The 13054-nt window shown below is 69.6% G+C and carries 12 protein-coding genes and 1 pseudogene; 5 read left to right on the top strand and 8 right to left on the bottom strand.

The features are described 5' to 3' along the window. Nucleotides 1-109 precede the first annotated feature (109 nt). From ACGFSA_RS15045 to ACGFSA_RS15035, 3 genes are all read left to right on the top strand, one after another. Nucleotides 110-1048 carry an ATP-binding cassette domain-containing protein gene (locus tag ACGFSA_RS15045; protein WP_393304197.1) on the top strand — a complete coding sequence of 313 codons (939 nt, stop codon included), beginning with the start codon at nt 110-112 and terminating at the stop codon, nt 1046-1048. After that, nucleotides 1045-1857 (top strand): ABC transporter permease, encoded by an 813-nt coding sequence (locus ACGFSA_RS15040; RefSeq protein ID WP_393304195.1) that lies wholly within the window; start codon nt 1045-1047, stop codon nt 1855-1857. The genes ACGFSA_RS15045 and ACGFSA_RS15040 overlap by 4 nt, the downstream gene beginning before the upstream one ends. 488 nt (nt 1858-2345) lie before the next feature. Beyond that, a complete protein-coding gene (locus ACGFSA_RS15035; RefSeq protein WP_393304193.1) occupies nt 2346-2810 on the top strand; it encodes a zf-HC2 domain-containing protein in 465 nt (154 codons plus the stop codon). 266 nt (nt 2811-3076) lie between these two features. Here ACGFSA_RS15035 and ACGFSA_RS15030 read toward each other — a convergent pair whose 3' ends face one another. After that, on the bottom strand, nt 3077-3610 hold the full coding sequence (locus ACGFSA_RS15030) for a SixA phosphatase family protein (RefSeq protein ID WP_393304191.1): 534 nt from the start codon (nt 3608-3610) through the stop codon (nt 3077-3079). Between the two features lie 579 nt (nt 3611-4189). Here ACGFSA_RS15030 and ACGFSA_RS15025 point away from each other — a divergent pair. Then, on the top strand, nt 4190-5296 hold the full coding sequence (locus ACGFSA_RS15025) for an AI-2E family transporter (RefSeq protein WP_393304189.1): 1107 nt from the start codon (nt 4190-4192) through the stop codon (nt 5294-5296). Between the two features lie 306 nt (nt 5297-5602). Here ACGFSA_RS15025 and ACGFSA_RS15020 read toward each other — a convergent pair whose 3' ends face one another. After that, on the bottom strand, nt 5603-6541 hold the full coding sequence (locus ACGFSA_RS15020; RefSeq protein WP_393304187.1) for an oxidoreductase: 939 nt from the start codon (nt 6539-6541) through the stop codon (nt 5603-5605). A gap of 80 nt (nt 6542-6621) precedes the next feature. Between ACGFSA_RS15020 and ACGFSA_RS15015 the strand changes: the two genes are divergently transcribed. Next, on the top strand, nt 6622-7266 hold the full coding sequence (locus ACGFSA_RS15015; protein ID WP_393304185.1) for a TetR family transcriptional regulator: 645 nt from the start codon (nt 6622-6624) through the stop codon (nt 7264-7266). Between the two features lie 884 nt (nt 7267-8150). Here the strand turns inward: ACGFSA_RS15015 and ACGFSA_RS15010 are convergent. The 6 genes and pseudogenes from ACGFSA_RS15010 to ACGFSA_RS14985 all read right to left on the bottom strand — a co-directional run bounded on the left by ACGFSA_RS15010 (nt 8151) and on the right by ACGFSA_RS14985 (nt 12961). Then, complete coding sequence (locus ACGFSA_RS15010; RefSeq protein ID WP_393304183.1) at nt 8151-8618, bottom strand: DUF5709 domain-containing protein; 468 nt, start codon at nt 8616-8618, stop codon at nt 8151-8153. A 236-nt stretch (nt 8619-8854) separates the two neighbouring features. Then, a pseudogene (locus ACGFSA_RS15005) lies at nt 8855-9495 on the bottom strand (amino acid transporter); the annotation flags it as partial. A gap of 29 nt (nt 9496-9524) precedes the next feature. Continuing rightward, complete coding sequence (locus ACGFSA_RS15000) at nt 9525-9989, bottom strand: ABC transporter substrate-binding protein (protein WP_393304181.1); 465 nt, start codon at nt 9987-9989, stop codon at nt 9525-9527. Then, nucleotides 9989-10735 carry a 2OG-Fe(II) oxygenase gene (locus ACGFSA_RS14995; protein ID WP_393304179.1) on the bottom strand — a complete coding sequence of 249 codons (747 nt, stop codon included), beginning with the start codon at nt 10733-10735 and terminating at the stop codon, nt 9989-9991. The genes ACGFSA_RS15000 and ACGFSA_RS14995 overlap by 1 nt, the downstream gene beginning before the upstream one ends. Nucleotides 10736-11152: 417 nt before the next feature. Next, nucleotides 11153-12028 carry a metallophosphoesterase family protein gene (locus ACGFSA_RS14990; RefSeq protein WP_393304177.1) on the bottom strand — a complete coding sequence of 292 codons (876 nt, stop codon included), beginning with the start codon at nt 12026-12028 and terminating at the stop codon, nt 11153-11155. Nucleotides 12029-12565: 537 nt separating this feature from the next. After that, a complete protein-coding gene (locus tag ACGFSA_RS14985) occupies nt 12566-12961 on the bottom strand; it encodes a nitroreductase/quinone reductase family protein (RefSeq protein WP_393304175.1) in 396 nt (131 codons plus the stop codon). Nucleotides 12962-13054 lie beyond the last annotated feature (93 nt).

The raw sequence follows: 13054 nt of genomic DNA, 5'->3' as shown, positions 1-13054 counted from the left end.
AGGCGGCGGACTCCCTACCACGGACGTGGTACCCCGGAATCGCTGCACGGGGACGATGCGCAAGGGGCCGTCCCCGGGCGAAAGTGAGGTGGTGAACGGAGGTTTCGCAATGATCGAAGCCCACTGCCTGACCAAGAGGTACGGCGACAGAACGGCCGTCGAGGATTTGTCCTTCACGGTCCGCCCCGGCATCGTGACGGGGTTCCTCGGTCCCAACGGGGCCGGTAAATCCACCACCATGCGGCTCATCCTCGGCCTGGACGCCCCCACCGCAGGGCATGTCACCGTCAATGGCCTCCCCTACGCAATGCACGAAGCGCCCTTGCGTGAGGTCGGGGCGATGCTGGAGGCCCGCGCCATTCACACCGGCCGCACCGCATACCACCACCTGCTGGCCCTGGCCGCCACCACTGGCATCCCCCGCCGGCGCGTGAACGAGGTCATCGACCTCGTAGGCCTGCGCGAGGTCGCCGACAAGCGGGCCGGCGGGTTCTCCCTGGGCATGGGCCAGCGCCTCGGCATCGCCAGCGCGCTTCTCGGTGACCCTGCCACGGTCATCCTCGACGAGCCGGTCAACGGCCTCGACCCGGAGGGCATCCGGTGGATCCGGAATCTCCTCAAGAGCTTGGCGGGGGAGGGGCGCACGGTGTTCGTCTCGTCGCATTTGATGAGCGAGATGGCGCTCACCGCCGAACATCTCATCGTCATCGGCCGCGGCCGGCTCATCGCCGACACCTCGGTCGAGGAATTCACCCGCGGCGCGGCCCGCACCGTGGTGCGCGTCCGGTGCCCGGAAATCGGCCGCTTGAAACGTCTGCTGGCCGGTCCGGACGTCACCCTCACCTCCTGCGCGCCCAACACCCTGGAGGTAGTCGGCCTGACGAGTGACCACATCGGCTCGGTCGCCGCCGTTCACGGGCTCACCCTGCTCGAACTCTCCCCCCAGAGGATCTCTCTGGAGGAGGCATTCATGGAACTGACCCGGGACGCGGTCGAGTACCGCGCCAACAGCACCGACGAGCCGGTCGGAGTAAGGAGCGCGTCATGACCACGAGCCTTACGTGCCCACTCGGCTCGACAGTGCACCCCGGCAAGGTGACCCTGCGTCGGGTCCTCAAGTCCGAATGGATCAAGCTGCGCACCGTGCGCTCCACGTCGATCACCTTGCTGACCGCCGTGGTAGCGGTGGTCGGGTTGGGCGCGCTGGTCAGTCACCTGCGGGCAGGCCACCTCGACGCGCGGGAACTGGCGCACTTCAACGGAGCCGAGGTCAGCCTGGGCATGTACCGGCCCGCACAGTTGGCCATCGGTGTCCTCGGCGTCATGGTGTTCACGGGTGAGTACTCCACCGGAATGATCCACGCCTCACTCACGGCCGTCCCCAGGCGGTTGCCCATGCTGGTGGCCAAGGCCGCCGTCTTCACCGGCGTCGTCCTCGTCCTGATGACCGCAGCCTCTTTCGCCGCCTTCTTCGGTGGCCAGGCTGTCCTGTCCTCCGCTCACCTGGCCACGCATCTCTCCGACCCCGGCGTCACCCGTGTGGTTTTCGGTACCGCCCTCTACCTCACTGTCGTGGGACTGTTCGGCGTCGCCCTGGGCGCCATCATCCGCAGCTCTGCGGGAGCCATCGCCACGCTGGTGGGCATCCTGCTCGTCCTGCCCGGACTGGGCGCCCTGCTTCCGGCCGACTGGGCTCAGCGCATCGACCCCTACCTGCCCAGCAACGCGGGACAAGCCGTGCTGTCCGTCGTCCCCGATCCCGCGATGGCCCCCTGGACAGGTCTGTCGCTGTTCGCCGGATACGCAGCCGTCCTCCTGGGTCTCGCGGCCTGGCTCCTCAAGCGACGCGACGCCTGACCGGCGCAGGACCAAGCCGCGCAACAGCGTCACAGGTTCGTCCCGCCGGATTCGCCGACCGCACGCCCCGTCCGGAGCAGACCGACACATCGGGGCGGATGGCGCGGGGCACGCCCCTCACCGCTCTTTCGGGCCGCGGCCCCGGCGGCGGGCGCACCCGAACACAGGGCGACACATCGGCGGCCTCGGCGCCCACGGCACCGCGCACCATGCGGTGCGCCGCCCGCCCACCGCATCCCCGATCCACGGCTGAACCTCCTGGATCTTCCCGCCGCTGTTCGCAGCCGCAGTCTTCCCCTCCCGGTGCCGGGCCGGCCCGCAGAGCGGAGGCCCCGCCGATCGAAAGCGACCCACACCCATCAGGACAGCACCGCCGAACAGACCACGTCCGCCGTGGACGCCACCGAGCAGGACCAGGATGACGCCCGCGCCTGAACCCCATGGCCCGCACCGACCGCGCGGCCCCCCGCACCGAGAGGACACCCGCCATGTTCACCACACCCCAGGAATGCGGCACGATCCGTGAGCTGCTGGCCGGCTACGCACTCAATGCCCTCGCCGCCGACGAAACCACTCAGGTCCGCGCCCACCTGACGACCTGCCCCGCCTGCCGGGACGAACACGACTGCCTCGCAGCGGTGAGCGCGCACCTGCCCCTGCTCCGCGACGCTCTCGCCCGCGACACCGGCCGACGGCAGCACATGTACGTGCCCGCCCCGGCGGAGGGCTGCCACACACCTCGTCACCAGCCCCGTCGGCGTCGGCCGGCCCGGGGGGGCATGGCCAGGCAGCTCACGCTCATCCAATTGGTGAGCAGGACGCGTGCGTCAGGTGAAACCGGCAAGCGCGCGGGCAGGGATGCCCAGGGCACCCGGGTAACGGCAGACGGCGCGGAGGGGCAGGCCGCGCCTCAGCCTCTCCGCCGGGTGGCCACACCCCGGCCGGCCGCGTGAGGCCGAGGCGGGCCGACCGGGCTCCGTGGTCGTATACGCCTCGACCGCTTGGCTGTCGATCTTCGTGGATCAGCCCGGGGCGTCCGGTGCGGTGCATCGCAAGGCGGAGGATCGTCCTCGTACTGGACGTACGTGGGCGACTCCGACAAGGCAGCGAGGTGCCGTGCCAGGCGTTCCGGGCCCACGAAGACCGGCAGGACAGGACCTCGTCAACGACCGGATCGTCGTCGGAGCGCTGGTGTTCGGCCTGCTGGGGGCGGGGGTGCTCAACGCCTGACGGTCAGGCCGCGGGGAATCGCGAAGGCGGTGAGCGCCGCGGTACCGGGTCCGAGCCGGGACCACGGCCCCGGGAACAGGAGCACGGCGATGGCCGAGGTCGGGAACTTTCCGTGGACCCGTGAGAGTGCCTGGGCGTCACCTTCTCCGGCCAGAGACAGGACCAGGTCCTGCACGCCTGGTTGATGGCCGATCAGCAGCACGGTCCGCCGCCGCTCCGGGACCGCACGCACCACATCGAGCAGGGCGGAGGCGGTTGCCTCGTAGACCCGCGGCTCGAAGACCACCTTCGGTACCGCACCGAGTTCCGCCGCGACAAGCTCCCATGTCTCACGGGTACGCGTGGAGGTAGAGCAGATGACCAGATCGGGCACACACCGAGCCTCGCGCAGCCACCGCCCGGCCGCCGGAGCGTCCCGGCGGCCCCGCCCGGCGAGCGGACGCTCATCGTCGGGTACACCCTCCGGCCAGGCCGACTTGGCGTGCCGCAGCACGAGCAACCGGGTGTGCGCGGACCTGGGCACGGTCTCATCTCGCTTCCGCCGACTGCATGCCACCGACTCCGCGCCTGACGTCCGCAGCTGCTTGCCCCGATGCCGGCAGCGCGCCGGGACCGCTCCGCGGTACGAGCGTGCAACTCGCGAGGACAAGGAACAGCCGCTTGCCCTGACCGGCTCGCAGAATCCTGAGGCCCACGGGCGCTCCCTCAAGCTCGATGGGTCGGTTCCGGTTCCCCCCATGGCAGGCCGGAAACCGGCCGGCCCTGACGGGACCAGTCTTGGTCGGTATCCGGCAACGAACCAGTTGATTGCTCCACCCGGCGGAATGCGATCTCCGCCGGGAACCAGCGATTGCGCCTGTCGGGTGACTTCGCGAGTGTGCAGCCGCGGGAGACGGGGGGATATGGCGCCGTCTGGTACCAGCAAGGAATGCCCAGGCGATCGCATCTCCAACCCGACAACCCGGACCCCGGCTCCCGGCCTGGAAGGCGGAGGTATCTGGTCCGTGCGGCGTCGCGCCAGGCGATGCGTGGCATCAGAGGTCCCGCGCCTCGGGACCTGGGCTCGCAGCGCGCAGCGGACGACCCGACGCAGGAACTGCATGTGCCCCCCGCGCTGCGGACGGCCGCTGCCTACGCCTGGCGGACGCTCGTCGTGGGAGCTGTCGTCTACGCCGTCTTTTCCGTGCTGGGACGGTTCCACGAGGTTGCGGTAGCAGTCTTCCTCGGCCTTGTCGTCACCGCGTTGCTGCGCCCGGCGGCTGACCTCCTGGCTCGTGTGATGCCGCGGTCACTCGCGGTGGCAGTGACGCTTCTCGGCAGTATCGTCCTGGTCCTCGGCGTGCTGTCTCTGGTCGGCGAGGCGGTCGTCGGAGAACGTGCCGGGCTGGAGCGGCAGTTCAGCGACGGCCTTGCCAGGATCGAGCGGTGGCTGGAGGAGCCGCCGTTCCGGTTGAACCCCGGGGCACTGAGCGACTTGCAGGTCCGGATCGGACAGTACCTGTCCAGCCATCGGTCCACCCTGATCAGTACGGCGCTCAGTGGCGTGGGCCGACTGGTGGAGGTGATGACCGTGTTCGCTCTCGCACTGTTCTGCTCGGTCTTCTTCATCCACTCGGGCGACCGGCAGTGGGACTGGTTGTGCGAACAGCTTCCGGCGACGGCGCGGGAGCGAATGGAGATCGCGGGCCGAGCGGCGTGGCGGACGTTCACCGGGTACACCCACGGCATCGTCGTGGTGGCCACTACCAACTCCGTACTCGTGGGACTTGCCCTCTTCGTACTCGGAGTGCCGCTGGCGATTCCGCTGGCGCTGCTGGAGTTCTTCGCGGCCTTCGTCCCACTGATCGGCTCACCCATCGCCCTCGGAGTGGCCGCCGTCGTGGCTCTGGCGTCAAAGGGCCCGATCGTAGCGGTCGTTGTCATCGCGCTGATCGTCGTCATCGGCCAGATCGAGGGGCACCTGCTGCACCCGATCGTGATGAGCTGGGCAGTCCGCCTGCATCCAGTCGTGGTCGCACTCTCGGTGATCGGTGGCGCGATCGCGGCGGGGGTGCTGGGAGCGGTGGTGATTGTTCCGCTGGTGTCCGTCGTCTGGTCGGTCCATCAGGCTCTGCAGCGGACACGGGGATCCACGCAGGCGAAGGCAACCCGTACGAGGTCGGCGACCGGCATGCGCGGGGGACGAGGGCCGAACCGTCCCGGCGTGTAGCGACCCGGGACCGGATTTTTGAACAGCGCCTCCAGCGAACACCTCGATGAGCGCTACGTCCTCGTGCGCGAAGTCGACGGCGCAAGCCCGGCACCGTCACCGCAGCTCCTCGGTCCTGTCCTGCCGGTCTTCGTGGGCCCGGAACGCCTGGCACGGCACCTCGCTGCGTTGTCGTCAGTCGCCCACGTACGTCCAGTACGAGGACGATCCTCCGCCTTGCGATGCACCGCACCGGACGCCCCGGGCTGATCCACGAAGATCGACAGGACAGCACCTGGTACGGGCCGGGGCAAGCACCCCAACTGATCAGTCAGGAGTCGGAATCACGAACTGCACGTCGGTCAAGTTTTCCGACAGCTCCCACAGGCGGCGGCCGGTCTCGCTGTCGGCCGCCGCAGGGGACATCTGCACCCGCGTCGGTCCGCCGCGCAGCTCGGCCAGGCCGTCCGGCCCGATGAACTGACCGCTCTCCGCATTCGGGTCGGTCGCCGCGTACAGCTGTGGCAACGCGCCGCGGGCCGGGGGCTGGGCGAACAACGGGTTGCCGATGCGGCCGAATATCACCCGCCACAGGGCGACCGGCGCACTCATCTGCAGGTTGGTGGCGGTATAGCCGGGATGGGCGAGCAGGCTGCGCACGGGGCTGCCGGCCTCGGTCAGTCGCCGGTGGAGTTCCCATCCGAAGACGGCGTTGGCCAACTTCGACTGGTTGTAGAAGGCCATGGGCGAGTAGCTGCGCTCGCCGGCGAGGTCGTCGAAGTGGATGCGCCCCTGTCGGTGGTTGATCGAACTCACCGTGACCACGCGGGGGTCGCGCCCGACGGTCAGCAGATCGAGCAGCAACCCGGTGAGCGCGAAGTGACCGAGGTGGTTGCAGGCGAACTGCAACTCGTGGCCCTGCGCGCTTAAGCGTCGAGGCGGCGCCATCACACCGGCGTTGTTGACGAGCACATCCAGCCGCGGATGGTCGGTCTGCAACTGATCTGCGAAGGCGCGGACCGAGTCGAGATCGGCCAGGTCGAGGTGGCGCACTTCGAGGCAGGCGCCCGGCTGCTCGGCGGTGATCTCTGCGACCGCTCGGTGACCTTTTCCCTCGTCGCGCACCGCGAGGATCACGTGCCCGCCCTGGCGGGCGAGCGCCCGGGTGGTCGCCAGACCGAGGCCGCTGTTGGCTCCAGTGACGACGAAGACCCGCTTGGTCTGGTCCGGGATGTGCTCGACAGTCCAGCGCTGCTCCTGTGTCATATGGCATACGTTGCCGTGTGTGGCACTTGGTGTCAAGGCGCTCCTGAGTGTCATGCGCGGCATGGCGCTACGATTGACCGGTGAGTTCCCCCCCCGAAGTCAGCCTGGCCCAGCGCAAACGTCAGCTCGTCTCGAACGAGCTGACCGAAGCGGCGCTGCAGCTGCTGGCGTCGAAGGGGTTCGACGCGGTCACCATCGACGAGATCGTGGCCACGGCCGGAGTGTCCAAGCGCACCTTCTTCCGGTACTTCGCGTCCAAGGAGGACGTGGTTGTCCAGTTTCTGGCCGACATGGGCATCGGCATGCACGCGGAATTGGCGGCCCGCCCCATCGAGGAACGGCCCTCCGTGGCGCTGCAGCACGCCGTCTGGGTCTCCCTGGCTGCCTGCGGCGACCCATCCGACAGGGCTCTGCGCGTGGTGCAGCTGATTCTGCGTACCCCCGCCTTGCACGCACGCTTTCTGGAGCGCCAGGCGCAGTGGCGCGACGACCTGACGGCGGAGTTGGCGCGCCGCCTGGAGCTCGACCCCGACACCGATCTGTACCCGCAGATGGCCGCCGGGATGGCGCTGACCGCCTTCGGCGCCGTGCTGCAACGGTGGAGCAGCAGCGAGGGTGCCGAGGACCCCGCTGAGCTGACCGACCGGGCCTTCAAGGTCATCGCCCCGGCGTTGGACGCCGTCGAACGGCGGGCTTCTTCCGGGCACATGGCCCACGATGCCTGAGCCGGCTGCGCCGGCGGTCCCCGGGGGTCTGGCGATGCACCGGCCAAGGCAACGGCTGCGCGACACCGCAGCTCACGGGGCCCCATTGTTGTGGTCTGGGACAACGTGAACACGCACGTCAGCCGCACCGTGCACGAGCTGGTCGCCGCCCGATTTTGACTGACCGGCCATCAGTTGCCGCCGTACGCTTCCGAGCTCAACCCCGTCGAGGGCGTGTGGTCGCACCTGAAGAGGTCGCTGGCCAACCTCACCAAGCACAGCCTCGACCACCGATGCCCCACGCGCCGTACCCGATCTCGGACACGGACAGTCCACTGCGCCCCAGCTCGCGGTAGCGCACAGTCATCCTCCACGTCATGGTCCTCGTCCTGGCCGATCCGAGGCTTCCACCAGGAATCACGTTGACGATAGGCGACGTGGGTGGCCGGGGCAGGTGGATTTTGCGGGGACCGCTGTCGTGGGCCCGGCGCACCAGCGACCGGTCGGCCGCCTCGATCGGCGCGTTCGTGCGTCGGTCACAGGCTCGTGAGGAGGCCATCGAGCGGGGCCGGTACCCGTCCGGGGTCAAGGTTCTCCACCAGAGACGGCCGTAGCGGATCTTGCGGCCAACCGTTTTCTGGGGCGGAGTCCGACGTTCCTGGAGGCCGGGGCGGAACGGCTGCGATGGTGCGTGGCAAGGTCCATCGGCGAATCACTGACGATTTAGGCGAATCACTGACGATTTACAGGACATGTTTGAGAGGTTGTCCTCCGGGTTCATCGACCGCGTTCGCTGAACGTGGATTGTCCCCCTCTCCATAGCGGCAGGATCGAGCGCGCATGGTCCGAGCTCTGCCGAGAGCCCGGTCGCGGGCACCAGCGCTCAGGCCGCCCCTACGAGTGGCCTACTGCTCGTTCTGGTCGGGGACCACATGTACCGCCGCTTCCTCGGCGGAGGCCGCCGCGCCATCGATTCCCATGTCGAGGGCGATCATGCACCTCTCATTGTCTCCGTGTGCGCCCTCGTCGGGCGCGACCAGTCGCCCCGCGCGCAGATCACCGACCTCCCCGTCCCGGACCTCACCGTCCGTGTCGACGACATCACCGATCCCGTCCCCGTCCGGGGGGTACACGTCCGGCTCCTCCTCGCTGAGGCGCTGGTCGAGACTCTCTCCCTCTCGCTGCTCGGCCGCAGTGACACCATGGTGTTCCACGGCCCATGGCCGCTCAGGGGGCGAATAGCCTGCGTCGAGCGGGTCCTGGCCCGCCCTGTCGTCAAGGGTGTCGGCCGGGTCCAGAAGCCCGGCGTCGTCCTGCACCTCCGAGCCGTCCGGCTGGTAGACCTCGTCACCCATCGTGGTGTCGCCGTCCATGGCACCTCCACTGTCGCGAATGAACCGTCGGGACAAACGTGCCATTTCGCGCCATGTCCTCTCTATCATCATCTGGGGTGTCGGCCGTCGGGACGACCGGAAGCGCTCAGGCGTCCCGACGCACTGATCAACGGAATGCGCCGTCGGCGGGCAGAATCTCTCGCCGAGAGGCGCCGTATGCGAGAGGCGCCGTATGGGGGCCGGTCGGATACGTGCGGGCGCCGCCGGGCCCAAGGTCAGCCGACGTGGACGCGGGGCCGCAGAGCGGGGTCGGATTCCGCCCGGCGCAGCACCTCGCGGGTCACCGGGGCGACCTCGCCGTCGCACAAGACGAGGAAGCGCAACCGATGGCTGACCGGGTGGCCCTCGGTCCAGTTGAAGTAGGCGTGCGGGACCTGACCGGTGCGGTCGCGCAGCTCCATCAGGACGGCGGCGATGGTTGTTGGGCACCACCGCGCTCTCCATGCGCAGCCTGCGCACCCCGTGTTTCTCGTCGCCGTGCACGGCAACCGTGGCGGTGAAGTCGGAGGAGTCCTGGACGAAGACCTCCAGGAAGAGCGCGGGGCGGCCGTCGGGAATATGGGGTCTGCTCGCGCTGGCTGTACTCCTTCGCGCGATACGCGACCGTGCTGTGCTCCTGCGGCTCGTTGGCGATGATCCGGAGCGGTCCGGCCGCCGCGGCCTGGTCGATCAGCCGGATCGCGTTTTCGTCCAAGGTCACCGCCGCGGCGCGCAGCTTGAAGGCGCGGTGGATCCGGGAGGCGGAGGACGTCAGCAGGATGGCGATGATGAACAGCGAGGCGATCTTGATGCCGTCGGGCCGCTCGACCACGTTCGTGACCAGGGTGTATGCGAAGACCACGGTGATCGCGCCGAAACAGCTCGCACCCCTGAGGGCGAGCCGTTTCAGCCGCGACGGATCTCCCATGCGCCGCCGTCGGCCGAGGCGCCGCGCAGACCGTCCAGGGCATCCGCGCCGACGAACTCCACCATGTGCAGGGCGGCGAGCGAGGCGAAGCCGAAAGTGCGCTCCGGATCCCAGCCGCAGGAGCGGCGCAGGCGGCGGGCCAGATGCGCGACGCCGGACGGGGCGCCTGCCAGCACCCAGGCGTCCGGGGCCTGCGCGGTCAGGCGTTGGGCCGGACGTAACCAGGAGGCGGCCTCCTCCGGCCAGTCGACGACCGTCAGCACGTCTCGGTCCAGGGCCTCCCAGGCCCGGATGAATGCCTGAGCGGCCGCGCGGGACGCCCCGTCGCGGGCGTGTCCCACGGCGACCGACCGGACAGGTGGACGCATGGACGTCAACAGGCTGAGCAGCGACGTCAGTTCGGCATCGGTGTGCGCGGCAGGTGCTGGAGCGCCGGTCATCATCAGGCCGCCTCGTGGAAGACCAGGCCGAGGGTGTGCCTGCGGCCGGAGCGGACGGTGCTCACGCCGTGCCGCATGGGCCCTTTCGACCAACTGCGGCTGGACCGCACCGGGCGGTCGCGGGTGGTGAAGATCAGGCCGTGGCCCTGGAGCAGCGTCGTGGACGAGCCCCTCGACTGGGCGCGCGGACGCTGCTCGGTCATGACGAACTCGCCGCCGCTGTAGTCGACTCCGGGCGCGTCCAGGCCGATGACGACCTGGAGCGGGAAGAGCATGTCGCCGAACACGTCCCGGTGCAGGGCGTTCCAGTCGCCGGGTCCGTACCGCAGCAGGATCTGGGCGGACCGGGACTGCCCGGCGTCGTGGCACCTGGCCACCCACTCCTCAAGGGTGTCGGGCCAGGGCGCCGCCCCGCCCAGCCTGTTGGCCCAGCCGCGGGCGATGGGCAGCAGCCGCGGGTAGAACGCCTCGCGCAGCTCGCGCACCGGTTCGGGCAGATCGTGGGTGAAGTAACGGTACTGGCCGGAGCCGAAGCGGTGGCGGGCCATGTCGACGGTGGAGCGGAACCGCTCGGTCTCGTCGTACAGGGCGGCGATCGCACGGCACTCGTCAGCGGTGAGGATCCGGTGGGTGAGCGCGCTGCCGTACTCGGCCAGTTCGTCGGTGAGCGAGGGCCAGTCCGCTGCGGCGACGCGCTCGGTGATGCGGCCCGGCGGGCGGGTGGTGGTTGTGGTTGTGGTCGTGGTCATGATGAGGTTCCTTCGCTGTGCGGGCGGGGCGTCGCTGTTTCCCTCTCGTCCCACCTTCGAGAGTCGGCCCCCGGGACCGTGACCGCTGGCGCAATTCGGACGTCGCGCTGGGCGACGGTGCCACGGTCTGCGAATGGGTGCACGACGCGGCCGGGGAGCGCTCTCCGGCCGCGGAGATACTCCACCCCGGACGGGAGCTGACGGTCTGTCGGATTCAGTGGAGGGTGCCGGACGCCTGTGCTGACGGGGATGCCCGGCCGGTTTCACCGCGACCTCGTTCACTTCGGTACGGGGCCGCGCGAACGCCGGGCCACCGTCGACCGGGCCGTCCGCCCGGCCCGGTGTCGTCACCACAGGGCGGTCCGGTGAGCCGGTCCGGCCGATCGGCGGCATGCGCCGATCATTCGCACACCGCGATCAGCCGTTCTCGTCGGCCGCGCGGGTCCGGTCCGCCGAGGGAGACGACAGCGGGACGACCCGCAGCGGGGTGCGCGGCGGGCGGGCCCGCCATTCGCGCGGGTAGCCGATCGACACCTCCTCGAACCGCACACCGTCGTAGTGAGTCACCCGCGGAATGTGCAGGTGCCCGTAGATCACGGCCGCGGCACGGAAGCGGCGGTGCCAGTCCCGGGTGAGTTCCGTCCCGCACCACTGGGCGAACTCCGGGTACCGCAGCACATCGGTCGGTTCACGCACCAGCGGATAGTGGTTCACCAGGACCGTACGGTGGTTCTCCGGAACGGCGGCCAGTCGGAGCTCGGTCTGCCGTGCCCGCGCACGGCACCAGTCGTCGCGCGTCGGGTACGGGTCGGGGTGGAGGAGGTGCTCGTCGGTGCAGACGACCCCGGTCCTGTGGGCATAGGCGAGGGACTCCTCCTTGGTGGTCGTTCCCGGTGCGCGGAACGTGTAGTCGTACAGCACGAAGAGAGGCGCCACGGTCACCGGCCCCTCTTCGTCCTCCCACACCGGATAGGGATCCTCCGGGGTGACGACACCCAGCTTCCGGCAGAGCTCGACCAGATGGAGGTACCGCTCCTCGCCCCGCAGCTCCACGGGGTCGCGCGGGTGGGTCCACAGCTCATGGTTCCCGGGGACCCACACGACCTTCGCGAAGCGTTCGCTGAGCATCTTCAGTGTCTGCTCGACGTCGGCGACCTTCTCGGCGACATCGCCTGCGACGACGAGCCAGTCGGCGTCGGTGCCGGGACGCAGGGACGACACGATGGCACGGTTATCGGCGTAGGCGACGTGCAGGTCGCTGACCGCCAGCAGTTGTCCGTTCAGGGCAAGCACTCCTCGTTCCGTGGGTTGCGCACCCGGCCGTCCCCGGCGCTTCCCGTCAGTGGTGGAACAGTCCCGGACCGGAGCGGGCGAGCGTGACGCTGTGCGCCTGGAGGCCTGTTCGCCCTTTCCGGCTCCGATCGAACCATCTGGTCCGGCAATGTACGAGACGGCATGACGCCGGGCGTGGTCGCCGAACTCCGGCAGGGCCGGTGGGTCCGGCCGCGAAGCCGGTGATCCTCTCGGATGCGGTACGCGCCTGCCGGCACGCCGTGGGCGACGCCGTACGGGGTCAGGGCGGGTACGCCTGTTCCGCGCGAAGGTGTGTCCGGCCCGATGACGAGGGGGCTGACACCCATGGACCGGGCGCTGTCGGGGGCCGGATCGAACGCTGCCCAGGTCCACTCGTCCTCGTGGCCCCGGCGTTCCTGCGCGGCTGCGTCGCTTCCGTCGATGCCGCAGGGGACGCTGGACGTGGTACGGGACCTCTACGACCGTCGTATCCGGGCCGGGATCCACAGTGCCGGTAGGCGGACCGGCCGGTCGCCCTCAGTCGCTGAGATCGACCCGCACGCTCAGCAGGTCGGTGCCGAGCGCCCGGACTGCCACGCTGTTGAAGCGCGGCAGTGTCCTGAGCCGGGCGCGCGGGTCGTCCCGCGGGACCGCATGGGCGGTTCCGGCGTGCCAGCGCCCCCTGATCCGGACCCGTACCTCCGGGTTCGCCCGGATGTTGCGTACGTACTGCGACTTCTCGCCGTATTCCGAGACCAGCCAGAATTCCTTTCCGGCCCGGCGGCCGCCGACCGGGGTCCGGCGGGGCAGTCCGGACGTGCGTCCCGTGGTCTCCAGGAGGGTCTGGTTCGGCAGCCGGCGGATCAACGGATTGCCGATCCGCCGCTGGAACGTCGTGACCGCCCGGAACTTCATCTCGTGATAGCGCGACATGTGTGACTCTCCCGTCGTTGCCGGTGGCTCTCGCCGGAGCCGGCCCAAGGACTGTCCCGTCATCCCTGGCGGGTGCGGAACCGACAGCTACGG

The sequence above is a fragment of the Streptomyces sp. NPDC048496 genome (genome assembly GCF_043200055.1).
GTDB lineage: Bacteria > Actinomycetota > Actinomycetes > Streptomycetales > Streptomycetaceae > Streptomyces.
Note: the sequence above shows the minus strand (reverse complement) of the source record. Positions and strands in the feature narration are given on the sequence as shown.